The 22,536-nt window shown below is 65.9% G+C and carries 11 protein-coding genes; 6 read left to right on the top strand and 5 right to left on the bottom strand.

Translation table 11 applies throughout. From position 1 onward, the window contains the following. The first annotated feature begins 401 nt into the window (after positions 1 to 401). Positions 402 to 3,497 carry a hypothetical protein gene (locus OG386_RS00325; protein WP_328786177.1) on the top strand — a complete coding sequence of 1,032 codons (3,096 nt, stop codon included), beginning with the start codon at positions 402 to 404 and terminating at the stop codon, positions 3,495 to 3,497. Between the two features lie 161 nt (positions 3,498 to 3,658). Here OG386_RS00325 and OG386_RS00320 read toward each other — a convergent pair whose 3' ends face one another. The 4 genes from OG386_RS00320 to OG386_RS00305 form a co-directional block, all read right to left on the bottom strand. Further along, a complete protein-coding gene (locus tag OG386_RS00320; protein WP_328786176.1) occupies positions 3,659 to 4,525 on the bottom strand; it encodes an AAA family ATPase in 867 nt (288 codons plus the stop codon). A 200-nt stretch (positions 4,526 to 4,725) separates the two neighbouring features. Next, on the bottom strand, positions 4,726 to 7,113 hold the full coding sequence (locus OG386_RS00315; protein WP_328786175.1) for a Mu transposase C-terminal domain-containing protein: 2,388 nt from the start codon (positions 7,111 to 7,113) through the stop codon (positions 4,726 to 4,728). Next, entirely contained in the window at positions 7,110 to 7,640 is a 531-nt protein-coding gene (locus tag OG386_RS00310; RefSeq protein WP_328786174.1) for a hypothetical protein, read from the bottom strand. Before OG386_RS00310 ends, OG386_RS00315 begins: the two co-directional genes overlap by 4 nt. Positions 7,641 to 7,914: 274 nt before the next feature. Further along, a complete protein-coding gene (locus OG386_RS00305; RefSeq protein ID WP_328786173.1) occupies positions 7,915 to 8,874 on the bottom strand; it encodes a TniQ family protein in 960 nt (319 codons plus the stop codon). A gap of 178 nt (positions 8,875 to 9,052) precedes the next feature. On the opposite strand from OG386_RS00305, the gene OG386_RS00300 reads away from it, so the two are divergent. Then, positions 9,053 to 11,476: a DEAD/DEAH box helicase gene (locus OG386_RS00300; RefSeq protein ID WP_328786172.1), complete on the top strand. Its 2,424-nt coding sequence runs from the start codon at positions 9,053 to 9,055 to the stop codon at positions 11,474 to 11,476. A gap of 196 nt (positions 11,477 to 11,672) precedes the next feature. On the opposite strand, the gene OG386_RS00295 is transcribed toward OG386_RS00300, so the two are convergent. Next, the gene (locus OG386_RS00295; RefSeq protein ID WP_328786171.1) at positions 11,673 to 11,954 is read right to left on the bottom strand and encodes a hypothetical protein; all 282 of its coding nucleotides are present in this window, start codon (positions 11,952 to 11,954) and stop codon (positions 11,673 to 11,675) included. Between the two features lie 526 nt (positions 11,955 to 12,480). On the opposite strand from OG386_RS00295, the gene OG386_RS00290 reads away from it, so the two are divergent. Genes OG386_RS00290 through OG386_RS00275 form a run of 4 tightly spaced genes read left to right on the top strand, consistent with a single transcriptional unit; the run spans position 12,481 to position 21,896 of the window. Then, positions 12,481 to 13,992, top strand: a complete 1,512-nt coding sequence (locus tag OG386_RS00290) for a DUF2397 family protein (RefSeq protein WP_328786170.1) — start codon at positions 12,481 to 12,483, stop codon at positions 13,990 to 13,992. Continuing rightward, positions 13,989 to 15,296, top strand: a complete 1,308-nt coding sequence (locus tag OG386_RS00285) for a DUF2398 family protein (RefSeq protein ID WP_328786169.1) — start codon at positions 13,989 to 13,991, stop codon at positions 15,294 to 15,296. Before OG386_RS00290 ends, OG386_RS00285 begins: the two co-directional genes overlap by 4 nt. Further along, complete coding sequence (locus tag OG386_RS00280) at positions 15,289 to 20,613, top strand: SbcC/MukB-like Walker B domain-containing protein (RefSeq protein WP_328786168.1); 5,325 nt, start codon at positions 15,289 to 15,291, stop codon at positions 20,611 to 20,613. The genes OG386_RS00285 and OG386_RS00280 overlap by 8 nt, the downstream gene beginning before the upstream one ends. After that, positions 20,613 to 21,896 carry a DUF2399 domain-containing protein gene (locus OG386_RS00275; protein ID WP_328786167.1) on the top strand — a complete coding sequence of 428 codons (1,284 nt, stop codon included), beginning with the start codon at positions 20,613 to 20,615 and terminating at the stop codon, positions 21,894 to 21,896. The genes OG386_RS00280 and OG386_RS00275 overlap by 1 nt, the downstream gene beginning before the upstream one ends. Positions 21,897 to 22,536: the final 640 nt, after the last annotated feature.

Raw genomic sequence — 22,536 nt, 5'->3', positions numbered from 1 at the left:
GATTTGCTGGGCTTGCCGCGTGCAATGTGCCCATGAACTGCACGACTTCAAAGGATGAGAGGCCTCGTCATCTCGGTTGAGATGACCTTATGTGTCGAAGAAGTTTGGGCAGGATGCTGGGAGTGTAGCCGTGGCGGTCCGTTGGCGGGGCGCTGACGGCGGGAGGGAGCGCAGGCTTGAAGTGCAGTTTCGTCCAAGAGACAGGTAAGCGCCCCTGACGTGCCTCGCTCTTTAGTTGAGCGTTGCCAAACACCGAGGCTTGAGGCGGGCGGGGCGTTACCTTGGCGCCTAGGGTCCCGGGCGGGTTCGGCGTCAGCGGACGATGCTGATTCAGGCGCTGTCAGTGTCGTGCCTGACACTGGGGAGCGGTGCTGTGACTGGTTCGATGTGGGGGTAGGGGTATGGCCGACGATGCCGTGCAGCTCGAGCGACGTATCCGGTTCGAACTGGACACCCTTGCTGAGACCAACAGCCACCACGAGTTCGAGTTGCTGTGCCTTGGCCTGGCGCGTCGGCGGATCACCAGCAACATGCATCCTGCGACGGGGCCTGTCAGCAGCGGGGGCGACCAGGGCCGGGACGCTGAGAGCCATTGGACGAACATTCCTCGCGAGCTGCCGGGAACCTCTGTCTTCGAAGCACTGGCTTCGATGGAGCGTGTCGTGATGGCTTGCACGATCCAGAAGGCTGAGGTGCCGTCGAAGATCCGCAACGACCTTGCGTCGATCTGCGGCCAGGGCACGGCTGTTCACCGTGTCATCTACTTCACGGTGGCTCCTATCCCTTCCGGGAAGAAACACAAACTGATCGAGGAGGCGGCGCGGGCACACCGGGTGGAGCTGGACATCTGGGATGCACCTGCGCTCGCTGCGCATCTTGCCGACCACGACCTCTTCTACCTCGCCGTGCAGTACTTGCATCTGTCGTCGGACCTTGCCCCTGCCCGACCGGAGAGCGCCGGGGCCCTTCCCGACTGGTACATCCAGGCCCGCGAGCGGTGGCACGAGCGCGAGGAGCCAGGTTCCACTCTGGGTGACCTGATCGACCTGAAGGTGCCACTGCGCCACGCCACGTTCCACGCCGAAGCCCGTGCTGATCTGCCGGACTGGCTCGGCCACGCCCGTGCTCTGCTTGATGCCACGTCCGGGGGACATACTGCGCTGCGCACCCGCTACGAGATCGTGGTCGCAACACTGCGCGGCCTTGAGACGATGCGGCCGGTGGATGATCTGGCCCGCGACTTTTTCACCGGGGTGATAACGGACGACTCGCTCGACGACCCCGGGCTGCTCGAGGATGCTGTCGTACTCCTCGGGTACACCTTCGGGGCTCTGAGACGCGCCCTGACCACTATCACCTCGGATGAACTGCGGGTTTTGCAAAGCAACTTGGAGGAGAAGACCGACCGCCTGCTGGAGGCTAGCCCCGCACCGAACGCCACAGCGCACCTTCTCGCGCTGCGGGCGCGGCTGGCCCTGCATCCGGAGGTGCCTGCTGAGCCGCGAGAGATCCCGCAGGATCTGCCTACCATTGCAGAGGTCACCGCTCGAGTTCGCGAGGCGATGGCGGGCAGGCAGTGTATGCCCGAGTTTGAGACCACTCGGCCGGCTTTCGCCGACATCGAAACCGGCATGCAGACGCTGGCACGGCTGGGACGGCACCTGGACGATGCCCCGCTGTTTCCCGTCGAGCATGTCGCGGACTTCTTTGACCTGCTTGCACCTCTGCTGGTGGACCATCCGCTGTACCGGGAGGTTCGCGACCTGCTCGATACAGCAACCGACCGGGTTGCCGGGCAGTCGGCGCGAGGTGAGCGGGCGCAGGCCCGCGGCCTGGCCTTGGCCAAGAGCGACCGCCTCCTCGACGCGCTGCGGGAGATCCACGATGCCAAGATCAACTGGTGGCACGGCGAAACCCTGGAGGGGGGACTGACGATGCTGCTGCTGTGCTCACGGATCTACAGTGAGCTCGGCTTGGCAGTGGCGGCCAAACAATGCGCACTGGCCGCCGCCGCTGCATCGGGGTCTGCACCAGACCAGGAACTGACGCGTTTCGTCCCGCAAGGCATCATCCTTGCTGCCCAATACGACCATCAGGCCGGGAACTCGCTGTCAGCGACCCATCTGTTCCGTATCGGTCTGATGGCACAAAACGCCTACCTTGACGAACCGTTCAACGTTGAGCGTTATCCGTACGTCTGGGACGTGATGGCCAACCAGGCCCTGACGATGAGCGCTGCGCTCGCCGTACGCCCACGTTTCGCTCCCTTCCTCCGCGAAGTCATGGCGTCAGTGGGTTTCGACGCCGCCATCGACGAGATCGTCGCCTCGATTCCCGGCAAGTCCGCTGAGGCCGAGAGCGTGTACATCGACGAAGCCGACACTCAAGGAGTGGGGAGGCCGTTCAGCGACGCCGGCCCGAGGCGTCGCTACGCCTGGAGCGCGCTCGGTGTCGATTGGGAGATCACGTGTGCCAATGATCGGCTGTCGGTCCTGGCTGCCGAGGGCTTCACCGCCGCGGTGCAGGTACTCGTTGCCGAGCTCGCTACCCGTGACCCCCTGCTTCTGCCGGGCCGTCTTACAGTCGACGTGCATGCTGATTCCGTCGCGACACGCGACCAGCATCCCGACTGTGAACAGGTCGCCGACCCAGATGCCAATCGGTGGATCGTGCGACTTGCCGCAGCCGGCAGCCAGGAACTGGAAACACTTACTAAGGAGTTGACCGCTGTAACCGTGAGTGTGCTTCTCTCCCAGTCGCTGCTCCCGGACGAGGCGTTCATGAAGCTCATTGAGGAGGGGTTTGCAGGCGGTCTGTGGCACAAGCTCGTCGCCGGCCGCCCTTATGGCGAACTGGCAGATTTCCTCAAGCCTGATGACTACGAAGCCATGTCGGCACTGCCTGATCTAGCCGTCGGCGCCGACGCACCTCTCAACAGTCGGCCCAAGTCTGCTGCCCTCGAAGCCAAGACCGGTCCGGGTCCTGGATACGACCACAGCGCCGCGATCGAGGATGTCCGCCACCGCTATGCGGCCCTGGTGCCCATCATCCGCTACACACTGCCGGGCCTGAGCGCTGACCCGGAATTCAACCGCACTGCGGCGCTACTACGCGAAGAGGGCTGGAAGGACTGGCACCTTCTGACTGCCATCGCCAATCTCGTCGGCAACCGTCGTCTTCAGCAGCAGGGCCTTCGGCCGGGCCTCAACGACTCCGCTGAATGCCGCACGCGGCTCAGGGCCGTCATGATGGCGGCCGAGCGTCCCGATGACGAGCCCGTGCCGGTCCACGCCTTCACGGTAAGCGCTCTAAGATCACATCTTCACGGTGCCGCCCTGGCTACGGCCAGCAACTTGGGTCTGGTTATCCGCCGACGCAGCCTTAAACCTGAAGTACTGCTCCGTGTGCTCGGTGACCGATACGGCTATTGGACGGACGACGCCGATCATGTAGATATGTTCGTCCTGCATCGGTCCCTCACCAGTGAAGACGGCTAGCTTTCACTTCATGACCCAGAATGTCGGCAGGCACCGGGGGTTGGCCTCTGGGCAGGCCAGCAGATCAGATTGTCTCCCACGGCCGGCAGTCGTATCGGGGCTGGAGTAGAGCGGACGCGATCGTCTTTCGTACCGCCGGTTTCCCCGCGGCACCCGGGCGGTCAGCGGCTGTCGCCGCGGCCAATGCGGATGTCGTCGAGGAGATGCTTGGTGATGGCTTCGGTTCCAGTCACGTGCGCGGTTTCGATGGCTTCCTGGGCGGCCTGGCAGATCAGGTCGTTGAGGGAGTCGATGTAGCCGCCGGTGCGCTTATGGAGGTAGCGGGAGAGGCTGACTAGGGTGCGAGGCTGGTGGTCGTGTAGGCGCAGGTCTTCTTCGAACCCCTTGACGCAGCTGTGCCAGTCCTCGCCGTAGGGGATGGCGCCAGCCCACAGCACAGGAAGGTCGCTGAAGGAGCTCCTGCCCTTGACGTCTGGCGGCAGGCTTTTGCGCCGCTTGCTGTTGCGCGCGTCGTGCACGATCTCTCGAGCCCCAGTGCCGCAGAAGATGAAGGTCGTACGGGTGCGGTCCTGGAGAGCCTCGAAGTAGTCGAAGGCGCCGACGATCTCGTGGTCCTGGATGCGGTCCACACCGTCGACGAGGATCAGCTGGGTTCGGGCGTGGGCCATGACGTGGGCGATGGGTTCGGTCATGTCGGCCGGTCGGCGGGTGCGGTCGCCTGGGTTGAGGGTGTGGCTCAGGCCGAGGAACTCGGCGAAGGGCAGAGACCAGTGCAGGTTGGTCTCCCGCTCGGGCGGGACGCTGATGTACATGACGGGGATGCGGTTGGAGTCGGGCCCGAGGTCAGCCTCGATAAGCCCCTGGAAGCCGCGGCCGATCTGGACGAGCAGGGTGGTCTTTCCAGTACCACGGTCCCCGTCGATGATTATGTTGGTACTGCGGCCGACACTGCTGAAGCGGTTCTTGCGCAGCTGACGCCGCGCGTCGAGCAGACCGCGGCGCAGCGCAGGGGTGATCACCGGCAGCATCTCGCCGTGGTACATCAGCCGCGGGTCGCGGGGCCCTACCCGGGTGCCTTTGGGAGCGCAGTCCGTGAGGTCGGGTGCTTTGAGCGTGCGTGAGGCAGCGGCGTCCCAGCCCTCCCGAGTGGTCAGCAGTGGTGCCTCGATAGGCCGGCTCACGGCATGAGCGACCTCCGGGCTGAAAGCCCGGATCAGTTCTTCTCGGCTCACAAGACCTCTCCGTCCTCGGCGTCATCGTCGGATGCGTTGCTGTGGGGTCTCGGGCTGTTGGTCATGGGCTGGGTTGCAGGTTGGCTGTAGCCAAAGGCGAAGATGTCGGCCGCACTGCCGCGCAGGCTGAGCGGGTCCGCACCGGACGGACGAGACCAGTCGGTTTGCTCGTCCTCGTGATTGTCGTTGTCGCTGCTGTCAGGGACGGCGAGTACAGCCGCCTGCGACTGTTCCAAAATAGCCGGGGCAGCCGGGGGAGTGGTGTCTCCCGCGGCCAGGACGTGTTTGGCGTCCATGGCCAGCGACGGTGCCCGTACGACCGTCGCCGGGTCCGGGTCCGGAATCCCTTCGTAGGGATCGGGGACGTCCACATTCAGGTCCAGGACGGGGCCGGTGAACAGGTGAGGCACCCGTTTCGCCCTCGGGTCGGGGCCGCGCCGGGCGCGTTCACGCAGCGCGGACACCTCACGCGAGATGCGTCGCTGGTCCTCCTTGCGGCCGCCGTCCTCCAGCACACGCAGTGTGGCCTGCTCCCAGGTCCACTGGGTCCAGGCATCACTGATCAGGCGCTGATGGATGAATTCGGCCTCCACCCAGTCGTCGATGGTGTGGTCGTAGAGCCACACGAACCGCGGGGCGTAAGGGCTGTAGCGGATCTGCCACTTCATGCCCTGTCCGGGGATCTGGCTGTGCCGGTTCCTGTACTCCTGCAGGGCTTCGCTGTTGTAGGTGCGGTTGTCGATGGTGATGCCCTTGTCGGTCACCTTCAGCCGCTTGAATGGCAGCAGCTTGCGGTTCTCGCGGGGTGTGAGCGGCAGCGGCACGTGGCCCTCGGCGGCTACCAGCGTCGCGTACATCCGGTTCGGGCTGATCGTGATCCCCGGCAGGAAGGGGCTGCGCAGTCCGTCGTGCGGATTCTGTTGCCAGTCCAGGGCGATCCACTCGTTGAGCAGGTCCTGTAGCTCGTTCAGGCTCCACAGCGGGCCCTCGGCGACGTGCTTGCCGCGCCGGGCGAGATCGGAACCGGTGTATCCGGCGACGTACTGCGAGAATCGCTTCTTGACCGCGCCGAAGGTGCTTTCGATGACGGCCTTGTCGGTGGCGGTGCGAGTTCGGGCCGGGCGCACGTTGATGCCGAGCATGCGGCACACATCGTCGAAGTGCTCGCTGTTGAAGATCTTGCCGTGGTCGACGACGATCATCCGGGGCCGGATCACCGGCCGGGCCGCGGCGCCGGCCATGCGCGGATCGCAGGCCACCAGGTCCGCATAAGGCATCTCAGATCTCTCTGCCATGGCCGATGTCGACCAGCCGGGCCGACCGGGCATCGGCGCGAGGGCCTGCGCCAGCATCAGCACCGCGTCGAAGGACCGGGTGCCGCGCCCGCCCAGCCGCCGGCCCCTGGGGCCGCGACCGGGAACCTTCGGCACGATCATCGCCCCGATGATGGACCGCGACGCCACGTCGATCGCCGCGGTCAGCTCGACCTGCACAGGCCGGCCGTCGTCACCGATCGCGATGATGTCCAGACCCGTGGAGTCGATCTGGACCTGTTCGCCCAGCCGGAGCGCCCACGTCGGCGTGTATGGGGCAGTAGCGCCGTTCGCCGTGTCCATCCGCCGCTGGGTCGGCCACCGCAGCGAGTCCACCGAGATACCCAGCCGCTCCAGCAGCCGGTAGAAGGTGGCACGGGAGATCATCAGCCGGTCGTACTCCTCGGGATGCTCCCGCTCCACGGCCGCCTGCACCCGCTCGTACAGGCGGGTGCCGTGTCCGTCGGACTCGTCCCGTCCCGCCTCTACCTCGGCCAGCAGGAGCCGCACCACTCGTTCGTCCGTACGCCCCCAGGGCGAGCCGGGGACGATGTCACGGACCAGGCCGAATACACCACGTGCCTGGTAGGCACGCCGACGACGCTCGATCGTGCTGACCGAGGAGCTCTTGAAACCCAGCGCTTTCAGCTCGGCGGCCTTGGCTGCGATGCGCTGGCGGACCGTGAAGCGTGCCGGATCGTAGCCGGGACGCGGCAGCGTGCCCTCTGCGGCATCCGGCGGTATCCCGTCGTCGATCTCCCGCAGGTGACGTTCCCAGTCTCGTACCGCCGCAAGCTCGGCCTTCGACAACAACGACAGTCCGCTGGTGTCCGCCACCTGCACGGCGTCCTGCACCTGCCCGCCCTCGTCCAGCAGGGCGTAGTCGTCAGCGCCGACCACAGTAGCCACCAGGGCACGGGCGTCGTGTCCCTGTCCGTCCAGACAACCCAGCTGCACTTCCGCGCCCTGCAGGACGAGGACCTGGTACGTACCGCCCTGCCACCGCACCCGGGCACCCAGCGGTAGCCGATTCTGCTGCGCCGCTGCGGTCTGCGGTCCAGCCGTGGTCATCCGTCGTCCTTTGAAGAGTCGTTTCCGATGCTGGCAGCCCATATACGCGAGGTGGGGAGCAGCGGCAGGGTCCGGTCGAAGTCCAGAGCTCCCGTCCACAGCAAGTGCCACACATGACCGGCAGCCTGGAGACCCAGGCCTGCGGCGGTCGCGCCCTCCAGCAGCGGGCGCGGCGCGGCGAAGACGTCCAGCAGCGTCCGGCGGGCTTGGACCCCAGGAGCGAACTCGGCACCGCGGAAGTGGGCAGCGCACCGAAGCGAGGACTGAAGCACTCCTTCGCGTACCTGAAGCGGACGGATCTGCCAGTTCGCCGCGGCAGCTGCCTGATGCAGTACCCGCTCCTCCAGACCGGCTTGCCTGGCCACGGAGCTATGAGGGATGACGAGCCGCCGGCCATCGCGTGTGCGAGCGAAGAACGCAGGCCGGACCGTTCCCTGTTGTCCCTCATGCCGCCAGTGCAGCTCGGCGACCCCGGACTGGAAGCAGACGATGTCCGCATCAAAGTCGAGGAGCATGGCCGCGTCCATCTGGACCGTACTCGAACACCACACAGTCAGTCCGCTCGTTGAGGAGAACCAGTCAGTCAGGATGGACCGCCGCCCCCGGTAAGCACGCGGCTCGGACAAGGGGGTGCCCTCCTCGAGCGGGACACCGCGCAAGACACTCGGGTCATTAACAACGGTGCGACCCGCCGCACTGCGGTAGCGCACCCGTACTTCCATGCTCACTGGCAGATCTCCCTGCTCGTCCGATGCGAGCGGACCGGGCTTCTCCAGTCCGCGGGCGCCGGGACTGCCCTGGTCAGCCATAAGGGCGCTCGCCAGCCGCGAGGACATCCCACGGCACACAGGTGAGTTCGTCGACGGACTGCATGCCGCCCACTCGCTCGTGTGGAGCAGCAAGAGGCAGGTACGTTCCGGGCTGTTCCTTGGGAACCGGCGTGTCGAGGAGGGGGTGCTTCGCAGCCCACACTCCGAGGACCCTGCCCACGAACAGACCGAACCGCGACGGGGCCTGCTCAACCCACTGCGCGTAGTCCTTGGGCGTGATGCGTCCCTCAAGGCGGCGGCGCTCGACCGATGCCATCGCAGCGGCCAGATTCACTGCAGCGGGCAGTAGGCGCAGGGGCGTGGTGCGGTCGGTTCCCAGGCGCGGCAGATGAGTCGCGCCGTGGGCGAGGACGCCGAAGGCATCGGCCATCAGGACCCGCCCCGCCGGCCCAAGCTGCCGGATGAGGTCCTGGCGTTGGCGTTCTGCCGCCACCACCTGCGGGCCGGGGGAAAGATCGATGAAGGGGATACTGTCATCGCGCGAATTGTCACTGAAGCGACCATGCCGTACACAGATATGCCACATGTCGGGGCGTATGAGCCACACAGGTGCGTCGGCCTCCCGCGAGGCGGCGCACAGCGCACACCCCCTCACCAGGAACCCGCCGTGTGGTGCCCACGGCCACCTCCACGCCGGGCCACCCCCCTCTCGCAGCAGGTGCTCGTCTCCAGTGCTGGGCAGTGCTCTGACCAGCTCCTTCACGGACCGTGCCACCAGCGCGGCAAGACGGTCCCGGGCGGCCCGGTTCACGTACAGCTCTGTATAGCGTGGATCCACCTCTGGTGAGGAACGGCCATTACCAAGGCTGTCCAGCAGCCGGCTTACCGTCAACCCATTGCGGGACGCGAGTCGTGTCAGATACGAACCCGTGGACTCTCCGACGATGAACCGGATCTGCAGTGGCAGTGGACGTATGTGCACCAAATGCATTCCTATTTCCGCTCGCAGACCATCTATGGTCCCGTGTCCTGTGAACTCCGCAATGGTGGGCTCAATATGGAACAGAGTACTTCGCTGAGACCAACCCGAACGTGGCACTCAGGGAAGTATCTTGTCCTCAAACCCCAGACGCCCGACTCTGCAGGAAACCGATCGAAGGCCGCACCTCATGAAGCGCGTTGGCATCCAAATGCGGGATCACCAGCGTGAGGCGTACACAGCCGTCGTGCGCGGACTGACTCACATGCCTCGCGTGACCATGTACTCCGCCACCGGAAGCGGTAAGACGCTCACTGCCATGCGGGTCGGCGAGTATTTTGCCGAGCTCGGCAACATCCTCGTCGTTGTACCGTCACTGAACCTGATCAGCCAGACGGCATCCCACTGGGCCAGGCATAGCGTCATCGAGAACATGCTCGGTGTCTGCTCCCTCCCTCCGAGCCAGGCACGCACCATCCGGCTCCCCCTGACCACCGACGCCCGCCGAATTGCCCACCACATAACGTCCAACACCGGATCCACGGTTGTCTTCGCTACCTACGACTCCCTGCCGGCACTCGCCCGCGCACACAAGCAGCACCGGGTGCCCCCCTGGTCGATCGTGATCATCGACGAAGCGCACCGCAGCAGCGGAAGCAGCAGCAAACAGTGGACAGCCATCCACGAAGACAGTGTCATACCCGCCCGGCGGCGCCTCTACATGACCGCCACCCCCCGCACCTGGACGCTCCCCGACCCCAAGAAGAAGCGTCGTCGACCGACCACCGGCCCGCAGACGACACCCGAGCCACTCGTCTCCATGGACGACCCCACCATCTACGGCCCCGTTGTCTACCGCCTAGGTCTGGCCGACGCCATCGACCGGGGCATTCTGGCCGACTACCGCATCGTCGTCCCGGTCATCAATGATGAAGAACTTCGCGAAGTGCTCCAACGCCGCGGCGCCACACAGCACATCGACGGACTGCGCCTGTCCGCTCTCCAGGTAAGCCTTCTACGTGCCATGGCCACCCACAAAGTGCGCCGCGTCATCAGCTTCCACAGCCGCATTGCCAACGCCCATCAGTTCAGCCGGACCCTGCCGACCACCGTTACCGCAGCCGCGCGCAGTACGGGTATTCGCAAGCTGTGGACCTACCCCCTCCACAGCCGCCAACCTCTGAGCGAGCGCACCAGCCGCCTTACCGAGTTTGAAAACGTTCCCCTTCTCGCCAACCACACGAGAATCCCCGGCGCCGTCGACGGCGCAGTGCTGTCCAACGTCCGAGTGCTAGGAGAAGGCGTCGACGTACCTGACGCCGACGCGGTCCTGTTCGCTGACCCCAAGAGCAGCCCCTCGGACATCATCCAGGCCCTCGGCCGTGCGCTCCGCCAGCCACTCGGATCCGGCAAGGTTGCCCTTCTGATCATCCCCATCTACGTCGGCCGCCGGCAAACCACAGAGAAGGCCCTCGAATCATCCGAGTTCAAGATCTTGTGGGAGGTACTCAACGGCTTGCGTGACCATGACACCAAAGTCTGGCGGCGCCTCGGCAGCACCTCAGAGCGTGTCAGATTCAAGGAGTCGCTTCCTCCGGCACCTGAGCGAGCCGCCGAGATCGCCCCACTCACCGGCCTGCGAGCCCACGAGGTCAACACCCACGTATGGGCAACCGGCTGGACCGCCGCCATCAGATACTACGAGCACCACCAGCACCTCAACGTTCCCAGCGAATACGAAGACTCCTCCGGCTACCCCCTCGGCCTCTGGATCGGTCAACAGCGCTCCCTCTACGCCGACGGTATCCTCGCTCCCGACCGTGCTCTGGCCCTGTCCAGCCTTCGCATCGCCTGGCCCCACCCGCCGGGAAGCTTCGAAGACCGCCTCGCGCAAGCTGCCGTTTTCGCCGACGCCCACGGCACTCTCGCCGTCGCCAAGGCGCCCAGCAGCAGCGACGGCTCTCTGATCCGCTGGCTCAACCGCCAAAGAGCCCTCCACGACAGCGGACGCATGCACACCGCTCGCCTGGACGCCCTGACCGCCGTCGACCCCTGGTGGAACCCACTCTGGGGTATCGACTGGCAGCACGACTACACCCATGTCTGCGTGCAGACCGCCCTACGTGGAAACGCCGGCCTCGCCCCCACACCCAGCTCCGGCGAAGACGCGCGAACGTGGCTCGACCGGCAGATCACCCAACAGCGCGAACTGCACCCACAACAGGTCGCCCTGCTCGTCCAGCTCGTCAACCAGCATCCCGACCCCCACCCCCACGCGCTGCTGCTCAGGCATGCCCCAAGCCCGCGCATGCGAGCCTTTCACCGTGGGCTGCGGGCGGCGCGTCAGTATCTGCAGCGGGAAGGCCACCTCCAGGTCCCGTCGACCCACCGCGAAGACCTTCACGGAGACCCTGTCCGTCTCGGGCGTTGGATCTCTCAATGCCGTGAACAGACCGCGCTGTTGACCGGAGCGCAGATCTCAGCCCTGGCCGCTCTGGGGATCGACACCGATCCCCTCTTCCGGGAACTGCCCCCCAGCTCCACTTCGAGCGACGCGAATGAACCATGGTGGACCAGTGCAGAGTCATGGGAGGAACCGATGGAGACCGGCTGACGTGCACACCGATCAGGCTGGGGTTCGCGCCAGATCAACGGTTACGCAGCCTCTTCCTCTTACGCTCGGATGTACGTGACATCGGGACTGGCCGCCACACGTGGCTGTGGGGCTCTTCCCAGGCTGCTAGCCAACTGCCCGCCCCTTCTCGCCAGCCGGCTCGGTCCCCTCGATACACCTTGCGCCGTCCGCCTGGTTACTGCTCGGTAGGCCCGGCCAGCACCACCCGCATATCGACCACCCCGATGGTCGGCCTGCGGAAGACGGCCAAGCCCTCACCTTCATCGCTCCGTTCGCGCTCACGCAGCCGCCGCTCCGATTCCCTGTCGTCGCTGTGCAGCAGGGCAAAGACAAGATTGGTTGCGATCTTGAGGTCGTGCTGTGACCGACACAATTCCAGCTGGGCCGCCTCTATCAGGTCTGGGTTCGTGCGCTTCCAACTGCTTAATCGTGCCAGCCGCTGCTCTGCATGGGTCACCCGCCGGCGCCCACCCCTCTCCATCCGCTCAGCCTCATATAGCGAGTGGGCCCTGGCGTTTCTTGCTGCGGTTCGCCGCTATCCCTCCAAGGGAGTTCCCAACCTTCCTTGTCCGCGTCTCAGCGTCCTGCCGGTGGCGGTATCGAGCTGCTCGCCACGGCCAGGGAGTTCTTTCCAGGTCAATGGCTGCAGTGCTCCAGGAAACGGTGCTCCCGGGAAGGCGCTGATGGAGGGCGTGGCGCTTACGAGCGGCGCCGGCGCCCACTGACCCGGACTCGTTCGGTAGGCATCAGGAGGCAGAGCAGAGCCTCCTGGCCCGCAAAGCGAGTTCAACTATGCGTCGCACGTCTGATCTAAATGTCGGGATTATGTTCCATTCAGATGGATTGTCAGACCTCTCGTCTACCGTCGTTGCAGTCGTCGCGTCCGGACTGCCGGACGGGGCTGTCTGCCCTGCCCGAAGGGGGTGCGAACAGCTGCGAACGGCACCCGTAGCAGGACGTGTTCAGGGAGAAGGGCAACTCAGGTGGCCGAAGACTGGTGGAGCGTTCTGGAGACCGGCCTTTTCGATGTCTTCACCGACGACAAACAGGCTGGGAAACAACGCCTGACCGGCGCTGTTCTAGCGGCTCTGCTGGTGGCGAGCAGCCGCGGCCCGATGTGGACGCTGTCCGACATCAGGAAGCTGCTGGCCGAGGTGGACTACGAGAACGCGGTCAGCAATGAAGACCTTGTCGAAGTACTTGAGGTCCTCAAGACCCATGGGTACGTCACGCCGAGCGTTGACCACAGCGCAGCCGTGGAATGCCTCAGCGACGGACGCCGGCGCCGTGAAGCGTGGGCGCTCACACGACAGGGCCGGGTAGTTGTGGCTGGCATCCGGGACATCGCCCGCCGGCTGAACCGATCCTTGCGGCTTCCACCACGTCTGCTCGACGCCGTCGAGCAGACCCTGCAGGCCCTGCTGCAGCAGTACCACGAGGACGCTGAAATGTTGGACCCGACCCTGGACCAGATCCGCGCACACCTGGAACAACTACAGGAAGCAGGCGGGGACTTCTACAGTGCAGTCGGTTCCCTCGCACAGGGAGACGTCACCGATGACACTGTGTTCATCACCAGCCGCCGGCATATTCTCCTGGCCCTGCAGCATTTCGCACGCCGCACCGAACAGTCCCTCACCCAGGTCCGGGCGGCCTTCGACGCACTGGACGAGGTCGGCACCAAGAACGTCGTCCATCGCGCGATTGCCGGCGCCGGCATCCTCGACCCGGCCGAGCGACAAGCATGGACGGCCGACCGAGAGCGGGACCTAGCCGACCTCGAGGCATGGTTCGTACCCCACGGCTCGGTCGAGCGCTTGGTCAACGCCGCAGCGGACGCCATCCACGCCCTGCTGGGAGCCATCGACCGACGCTTCTACGCGAGTGCTCGGGGCAGCGACGTTGGCGAGGACTTCCGCCAGATCGCCCGGATGCTCCACGCACAGCCAACCGAGGCCGGCACGCAGAAGGTCTTCGCCGCAGCCTTCGGGATTTGGCCCGCTCGCCATCCCGTGGAAACCGTCGAAGAGTCTCTCGCCCCACATCACACCGCCGACAGCGCAGGCAGGCACACCATCAAGCTGGTCCTGCGGCCCCATGACCGAGGTGCGCGCTCCACTGGCGCACCCCGCAAAGTCGCCGATCTCACCGAGCAGCGGCGCGCGGCAGAAGCCGCCAACGAAGCCGAAATCGCGCGCACGGAAACGATCGCCAGAGCACTGGCCACGCCCGGCGTGGTCCCGCTGACCCACTTCACCGGGCTGAGCAATGCGCACGCCGAAGTCCTCGTGGACCTGCTTGAGGAAGCTCTCAACAGCTTCGACGACACGGCAGGCAAGGGGACAGCTGCGACGGTGGGAGCAGAGCTCACGCTGTGGATCGGCTCACCAGGACACGCGGTGAGCGTCGTGCTGGAAGAAGGAGAGCTCATCGCCCCCGACTTCCGCATCCGCATCCGATGCACCCCGCCGCGAGACGCAGAGGAAGCGGCATGACCACCACACACACCGCCCTAACCGGCAACCAACCACCGCTCAGCCCCGAAGTAGAGCCGGTCGTGGCAGCACTGCTGAACCACCAGATCCTGGCAGAGGAGGCCGACCCTGAACAGTTCCGCCTGGTCTGCCACCACCGGCACGAGATCACCCGCTGGTTCAGCGAGTACCCCGGCTGGCGGTTCCACGTCGAACGCCAGGCAGGCATCGGCCGCCTCTACAAACGCGACTCCGACCCCCCGGCCGGCCGCGTCCCTCTCCTGCACCGCGGAAAGCCCTCCGCCCGCACACCCGTCTCACCTCTCGTTCAGGTCCTGACCGCTTTGATCTGCGAGCAGATGTGGCGTGTCGCCCAGACCACCTTCAACCACCTCCAGCGCGCCGTCATCCAGGCATGCGGCACCGAAGCCCCAACCGGCCGGCTACCCCGATTCCAGCCGGTCGCGACCACAGGACAGAAGCAAGCCACTGCCGCAGCACACCGCATGGCATTCATCGACGCGCTGCGCCTTCTGGAGTCCTGGCACTTCCTCACCTTCGACCAGCCCTTGAACGCCCTTGAACAGGACACCGACGCAGACCTCGCCATCACCGCACGTCGTGAACGTCTCGCCCTGCTGATCGCTTGCCCAGCACCTTCGCTCCTCCCGATCGACCTAGACGACCCCGACAGCCACGTCGCCACCCTGTGCCCAGACCAGGCACCCCCGCACCCAGACGCACTCCCCGTCGACACGGCACGCCACCACCGCCACACGGCACTGCGCGCCGTGCTGGACAATCCCGGCTTCGCGCCCGACCCTGCCACCGGGCCAGGCGCCTATCTCTCCTCCTGGAGCGGCCGCGAGCAGGCTCTGAATGTTGCCGCGGCCGCCGGTCTCGCCTGCACGGTCCGCCAGGACTGGTGGATCATCGCCGACCCGGCCGGCCGCACCACAGACCTGGCCTTCCCCCGTAGCCGCACCGTCGAGCAGCAAGCGGCTCTGCTCCTGCTCCAGGCCCTGACATGCCGGGACGACCCCATGGCTTGGTTCGGCCTCCACTGGGCCACTGACGTACTGGCCGAGCACCTCAGACAGCGGCCGTGGTGGGCCCGCAACTACCAAGGCACAGGCAAGACCAGAAACTTTGCCACCACCGCGGTACACCACCTGCTCTCCATCGGCGCCTGCACCGCCGACCCGCCGCCCGGCATCGGCTGGCAGCCCACACCCGCCATCCACCTCTGGCAACTCAGCATCACTGACGCTCCCCGCCCGAACCCGGCCACCGAAGCCCTTGAGGAACACAGCCGAGATGAGTGACACCCCCCGCCACCGCCACCTCGCCGACGCGGCGGGACCCTTCACCGACGTACCGACCCTCGACCCGCATCCCACCGCCCGCGGGCGGTGGCAGCCCACCCGGGCCGGAGCGGTCAATTCATGGCTCTGGACCAACGAGCAGTTCGCCTACGCCAACGGCAGCCTCGCCTTGGTCGGCATGAACGGCTCCGGGAAATCCCTAACCAGCGCCGTGCTGTTCCCGACCTTCATCGACGGCAACGTCACCGCCAAGAACCTCTCTGCGGCAGCAGAGGCCGCAGGAACACTGACCGCCATCCACACTCTCGGCAGGCCAGGACCACCCAAGAGCGGCACCTGGTGGCAGGAGTACGGACGAACCGACCCCGACGGCCAGCACACCGGCACACGATGGCTCACAGCCGGCCTGTGGCTGCACAGCGGGGGAGGCCAGCGCAACTCCCTGGACCGGGCCTGGTTCCTCGTCCCCGCCCGAGTCCACGCTCAGCTCATCCTCGAACGGGACGGCATGCCCGTCACCATCACCGACCTCGCCGCCCAGCTGGCGGCATTCGACGGCCTGCTGTTCACTTCATCGCCCCGCCTGGAACAACAATGCCGGGACCACCCCTCCGTGCTGCGCAAGGAAGAGGACTATCCGGAGACAGTTCGAGAGCTGATGTACCAGCCGCTGGACGGCACACAGACCGACGCCCTCGCCACAGTGCTGCGCGCCCTGCGCAGCGTTCAGGCGGGAGACAAGATCAGTCCTCGGATCATGGAGGAGACCCTCACCTCCGCGCTGCCCGCCCTCGAGACCCGCCGCGTCCAAAGCCTTGCCGAAGCTCTGAGTAAGGCCGAACAGCTGCAGGGCCATCTGAAAGCCGCACACACCGAGCGGGGCATCCTGTCCGACATCCGAGGGAGCTACCGCCGCTACCTCGCCGCTGCCGCCACCACGACGGCCACCGCATACGAGACCGTTCACACCTTGCACGCCGACACCGTCACCGCCCGCGCCCAGGCGCTGCGCGCAGAGACTGACGCGAAACAGCGGCAAGACGAGGCTACCGCAGCCCTTCAGGAGGACGAGGAGCGAGCAGAACTCCTACGTGACACGGTCCGCAGCCTTGAGAATCGAATCGCCGAGCATCCCGGAACGAACCTGGCAGACCTCAGCCACCAGGCCCAGGAGTGTGAAGACCGGGCTACCGACAGCCTGCAGTACGCCGAACAAGCAGGGGCCAACTGCCAAGAGCGCCTGGCACAAAGCGCGGCCGACCAGCAGACGGCCGACCGAGCCCTGGCGGCCTGGGCCAAGACGACACATGACCTAGGCGCACTCGCTCGGGACCTGGGTGCAGCAGCGTTTCACGAGCCGCTGGCCAGGGCCCTCGGCGGCACCCGGCAGCACCCGGATTCTGCCGACAACGGAACCGCCGTAGCCGCCCGCGAGCAAGCAGCCGCCTGGGGCCAGGCACAGTCCCAGGCAGCTGAACGTGTCCAGGCAGCGCTGGACCACTTCACGCATGAGCAGGACAAGCACAGCACCGCTCAAGAAACCTACGAGAACAAGCGGCAGCACGCCGAAGCAGCAGACGCACGCGCACAGGATGCGACCGACGCACTTGAACAAGCCGAAGAGGTCACCCGCGCCGCTCTATCGCACTACAGCACCCACCTCAAGCGACTTCCGGCGCTCCCAGACGACCTGTACAATGTGACCCCGCTCGACCCAGCCGCCATCTGTACCTGGGTCAGTGACCAGGCCGCCGACGCACTCACGAAGCTCGGCGTCAGGGCCTGCCAGGAACGAGCAGATGCCCGATCCCAGGCCGCAGATGAAGCATCCGAGCGTGCCGCGGCAGCAAGCGAGCTCGCCGCCAACGCAGCCCAGCAAGCCATGTCCATCGCAGACGGCCTGAGCGACAAAGCCGACGCGTTGACTGATACGCCCAGCTCCCTGCGCGACCTCGTACACGCCGCCCGCCAGGCTGCCCGCATCGCATCTCCCCGCCCCAACTCGACGACACATACGCAGCCCGGCGAGCAAGAGGAGCATCTCCTCGACACCCTTGTGGAGACTGCTCACAGCGACCTCAGTCGCCGTCGGCTTTTGATCCAGCAAGCCGCCCGCGACCTCACCGACGCCGCACGCGCCCAGGACCGGGCGTCCACCACACGCACCCAGGCCCAGCTGGCACAAGCCCTTGCAGACACTGCAGAAGCGACAGCCCACGACGCACGAAGCAGCGCGGACCAGGAAGCACACACCTGGGCACGCCATGTTCACGAATGGGCCCACAACCTGAAGGTTCTCGACCCAGCCAGCCTGCGCCTCCCGGACCTCGCGGGCGTTCCCCTTGACCTCAACGCGGCGCACCATCTCGCCCAGGACGCCGCGACAGCTCACCGCAGCGCCGTGGAGGTCCTCTCCGGCCGCCTCGCCGAAGCAGAACTGCGCCTCAACGCAGACCGCGCATCCCTGGAAAACCTTGACGAGAAGATCCGCCACGCCCAGCAGGGCAGCACACCTCCCACCCCACCGGACTGGAGGGACTCCCGACACGGCCGGGCCGGGACGCCCCTATGGGAGGCCGTCGAATTCGCCCAGCACCTCCAGCCCGACGAAGCCAGCCAACTCGAAGGAGCACTGCTCGCAGCCGGCCTCCTGGACGCCTGGATCTCGCCCACGGGCGAACTGGCAGCCGGTGACACCACGCTCGCCCTCACCCCCGAGCACCAAGGACCGTCCCTGGCCGACGTCCTCGTGCCCGACTCCCACACCCCGGTAGACCCGGCACTGGTCCGCCGGCTCCTGGCCGGGATCCGCCTCCTGCAGCCCGGCGAACGACCTCTACCCGGGCAGGCAGCTGTCTGTGTGGACGGCACCGCATACATCGGCCCCTTGACCGCCACGTCCCCCGCCACCTGGGACGCCTGTCACATCGGTGCCGCAGCCCGCGAACGCGCTCGTCAGCAACTCCTCACAGACCTGAACGAGAAGCGCCACCACGCGGCGACGGTACTCTCCGCTTCCCGCACGCTTGTTGACACCCTCAAGCACGACCTGATCAACGCCGACCGCGAACAGGCCAGCCCCGACCCGACACCATGGCGCAGCGCTGAAGAAGCCGCTTCCAACTCCGTCTTCGAAGCCAATGCCAAGAACTCCGCCGCCATCGACGCGGCACGAACCGCCGCCGCCGCGGAGGAGGACCGGCAATCCACGTCCCGCACCGCACAGCAGACTTGCGCCAAAGCAAGCCTCACCATGAGCCAGCAGGCCGCGGAAGCCGCCCTGACACTGTGCACCGAGCTGACCGGACAGATCACCACCACGACAGTCGCCACAAAGTCCGCGATCACAACCACCCGCACACTGCACGCAGCCAACGAGCACGCAGCCAAGGCCCAGGCCGAGGCCGTCCAAGCACACCACGCGCTCAACCAGGCACGTCAGGCCGCACACGAAACGGAAGAAGATCAGAGAAACCTCCCGAACGAACTCAACCTCGTACGCCCAGCCCAGGAAGCGGCTGATCGAGCGCACCGGCGTGCACAAGAGACAGCGAAGGAAGCCACCTCAGCCGAGGAAGCACTCGGCCGGCAGACACACCTGCTCAGTGGATCAGCATCCCGCCTGCACGCCCAGGCACACAACGCCTTCGCCCAGCTCCCGGTAGAACCAGAAGCCCTGGGGCGCTACCGCAGCCGCCTACAAACGCTCGTCGCTTCCCTCAGCGGTTGGGGCGATGCCGCCCTGCGCGCGCAGTTCACAGCCCAGACCGCCGCAGACAGCCTCCGCCACGCAGCCGCCGCCCAAGCGCAGGCGGACCGCCTTCGCCGGCGCGCCAACGACGATCAACGCGCCGCCGACCGCGCGCGCCACCGCCATGACGAGGAGGTACGCCAGCATCAGCGCCCATACCAGCAGCTCTCCGTCGAACTCGAACAACGCCTCAAAGAACAGAGCGACCTTCACACCCACCTTGCCGCGCGCCGCAATGCTGATCACCAGGCCCGCCTTGACCACTCGCGCAAGGGTGATGAGTCTCAGTCCTGCGCTACGCGTCTCGCGGCCGCGACACAGGACCGAGCAGCGGCCCTAACTCAACTGCAAGCCTTGTTTGACCACGGCCTGATCGCTGAACTCCCAGACAATGAAAGCCTCCACCGACCCGAACAACCCGGAGAGGCACTCGACATCGCCCGGGCCGTCCTAGAGCAACGAGGCCTTGGCAACGCGCCGACCCGCGCACAGGCAAGCACAGCCGAGAGCGAAGCCAGAACACAACTCGACCGCCGCATCCGCTACAACCTCAACCGACTCCTGGAAATCAACCGGCACGTCGTCTCCGAGGACATCCCCGGCACCACCTGGCGGCGCATCACCGTCACCCACCTCGGCCACGCAAGCGAAACCGGCACCGCTCAACCCCACATCCAGCCGCTCAGCGCCATTCTGGACAGCCTCACACACACCATCACCAAGCTGGAAAACGACTTCAGCGAACAAGTGCAGAACGAAGTCAAGGGCGTCGTCTTCTCCGAGCTCCGCAGAGACATCAACACCCGCATCCACACGGCCCAAGGCATCGTCGACGACATCACCAGAACCCTCGACGGCGTCCGGACAGGCGTAGCCAACGTCGGAATCCGTCTCCAGTGGCTGCCCAAGAAAGACCCTGTCGCTGCCAAAGCACTCCAACTCATCCAGGCAGCCGACCTCACCGGCAACTTCGATCGCATGTACGACTTCTTCATCGAGCAGCTGAAGAACGAAGAAGCAAACTACCCCACATGGGCCAAACGAGTAGAACATGTCTTCAACTACCGCAACTGGTTCACATGGGAGATCGCACTCACCCACAACGACTTCCGGGACGACCCCAGCAGCGACACGGAGGTCTTCCGCACGCTGACCACCCGCAACAACCCCCTCGCCAGCCTCTCCGGAGGGGAGAAGAGACTGGTCACCATGCTGCCGCTGCTCGCAGCGGCACACGCCTTCTACGCCACCGAGGATTACGAGGGACCTCACATGGTCTTCATCGACGAACTCGATGCCGCCCTCGACTCAAACAACCTCCGCAAGCTCCTCGAACTGCTGCGGACCTGGGACCTCGACGCCGTTGTCACCCTGCCTTCCATGCGCCCGCTCCTGGTCGCCGAGACCCAGTCCATCGGCATCCACCGCATCCACAAGACCCGCACCGCCCGCTACACCATCCCGAGCATCTGGACCGGCGCAGGCACGCCCCACACCACTCGCATCTGCGCAAGCGTTCCCACGCCGCGGACGCACGACCAGTCTGAGACCGAAGGGAGCGTCTGATGCCTTCAGATCTCCTCGACCCCGACATCCGCCCTTTGTGGCAGTCCCTGGCAAACCGCCTAGGCCAAGGAGACGCCCCCGAGACAATCAAGACTGTCACCGTCCCGCTCGCCCGACCAGCCCGCGCACGCGTTGCTGGCTGGCTCGCCCACACCACGAGCCGAGGACGCCTCCGGTCTCTTCGGACCGGTGCCAACGGCACGACGATTCCCGTACCCCAACTCCTGGCCGCCCTCGGATACACACACCACGACCTGCGCAACCTCGTTGAGGCTGCAGGGCTCCACATCCCAGACACTGCCGACACGCGAACAGCAGCCCGCCGCCTGCGAAGAGAAATCGACGCACACGCCGTACGCTCCCTGCCCGATACCCCGCTCCTCCAAGAACGCCTGCGCTGTTACGGCATCAGCGAAGACAGCATTGTGGAACGACGCTTCCTCATCGACGCCCTGGCGCGCGCTCGCGCACTCCTGCCCCTGCCCAGGCCGCTCTCGCTGGCCCGGCTCGCCTATCACTGCGCCCGCGACTCCCACTACTTCGACCTCAACGACAACGGCCGCGGCTCGCTACTCGTTCTCCTTGCCCGGGACCTCCTGAACGCAGGACACCCCGACACTCCAGCGGGTGAACGCGGACTCCTGGCCCGCCTCGGCATCTTCGCCGACCGCCTGTCCCAGACCGTTCTCCTGCTGAACATCCAGGCCATCGGCGACGGCCCCAGCGATCGAGCACTGAACCTTGCCTACGAGGACCGGCGCACTGTCCACCTCACACTGCACGACCTCACTGCACATCCTCCGACTCTTGAGTCCAGCCAGAGGCTGCTCGTGGTCGAGAACGTCTCTCTCATCGACGAAGCGCTGGAACGCGGCTTCACCAAACCGATTGCCTGCACGCGAGGAACCCTCAGCGCCGTCGACCACACCCTGCTCGCCCTCGCCCACGCCGGGGGCCTTTCCATCGACTACGCCGGGGACCACGACCCATGGGGGCACGCCATTGCCGCCACCGTCCACACTCGCTACCGCGCCACGCTTGTCGCCATGGACGATGCCGCACATCGCAGCGCTGTTGAGTCCGAGCCCGACTGGAGCCGACTCCCATGCGCCAGCAGCGAAAACAAAGACCACGAAACCCCTCACGGCCGTGGCGGCGGAGAGGGCAGAGTCTTCCAAGAGAACATCGCCATCATCGACATGCTGCTTGGCCCCAGCCGCACCGACCCCCTGCGATCAGGCAACGCAGCATCATTCGCGCAGAGCCCCACCACACCAGCGTGACTGCGGCCGACGTCCCGAGCCAACGAACGAAGCCGACGCTTCGCCAATGACGCCGTGCCGCTTATCCGCAGAGGCGGCGGCAGCGCGTCGACCCTGGCACACCCAATCAGACGGACGAGTGCGGCCGCAGGATGTGGCCTCCAGCACGCGGACCGCATTGGTGCAGCCGAGTTGAGGCCCGTGGGGCTGTAGGAGCATCTCCACGGGCCACGTGCGCTGCATCGCCAGGTAGGCCGGCCAATGTCTCATCGGCCGGCCTACCTCTGCGACCGGCAGGTTTCGTCCTCAGCGACATCGGGTGTGCTTTCAAGGCTCTCCAGACGCACTCGTCAGCGAACTACCGTTGTGCATAGGTGAGTTAAGAAGTCGGATAGGTGGGGCGGCTACCCGTCGTGATCTGCGATGCCATGACTGATCAGTCATGTGCATCTACCGGTCCGGGCGGTTGCGGTGGCCGAGTAGCCGACAAGCAGACATCCGAAGTCGTCGGGTGCGGCACGCAGTGCCTCTTCATCCCTTTAATGTGCAGGTGGGGGAACGTGGTGCTGTGCGATGCGAGGCACTCAGTGCCGGATGAGATCTTCGTCACTTCGAATTCCAACACGCCGTCATGCGCGTGCAATTGCATGAGTTGCTGAAT

This window comes from Streptomyces sp. NBC_00273 (assembly GCF_036178145.1).
GTDB lineage: Bacteria > Actinomycetota > Actinomycetes > Streptomycetales > Streptomycetaceae > Streptomyces.
This window is presented reverse-complemented; position numbering and strand designations above follow the sequence as displayed.

Coding starts and splice junctions, on each gene's coding strand:
- OG386_RS00325 (WP_328786177.1), top strand. CDS start 402: ATGGCCGACGATGCCGTGCAGCTCGAGCGACGTATCCGGTTCGAACTG.
- OG386_RS00320 (WP_328786176.1), bottom strand. CDS start 4,525: ATGCTGCCGGTGATCACCCCTGCGCTGCGCCGCGGTCTGCTCGACGCG.
- OG386_RS00315 (WP_328786175.1), bottom strand. CDS start 7,113: ATGACCACGGCTGGACCGCAGACCGCAGCGGCGCAGCAGAATCGGCTA.
- OG386_RS00310 (WP_328786174.1), bottom strand. CDS start 7,640: ATGGACGCGGCCATGCTCCTCGACTTTGATGCGGACATCGTCTGCTTC.
- OG386_RS00305 (WP_328786173.1), bottom strand. CDS start 8,874: ATGCATTTGGTGCACATACGTCCACTGCCACTGCAGATCCGGTTCATC.
- OG386_RS00300 (WP_328786172.1), top strand. CDS start 9,053: ATGAAGCGCGTTGGCATCCAAATGCGGGATCACCAGCGTGAGGCGTAC.
- OG386_RS00285 (WP_328786169.1), top strand. CDS start 13,989: ATGACCACCACACACACCGCCCTAACCGGCAACCAACCACCGCTCAGC.
- OG386_RS00280 (WP_328786168.1), top strand. CDS start 15,289: ATGAGTGACACCCCCCGCCACCGCCACCTCGCCGACGCGGCGGGACCC.
- OG386_RS00275 (WP_328786167.1), top strand. CDS start 20,613: ATGCCTTCAGATCTCCTCGACCCCGACATCCGCCCTTTGTGGCAGTCC.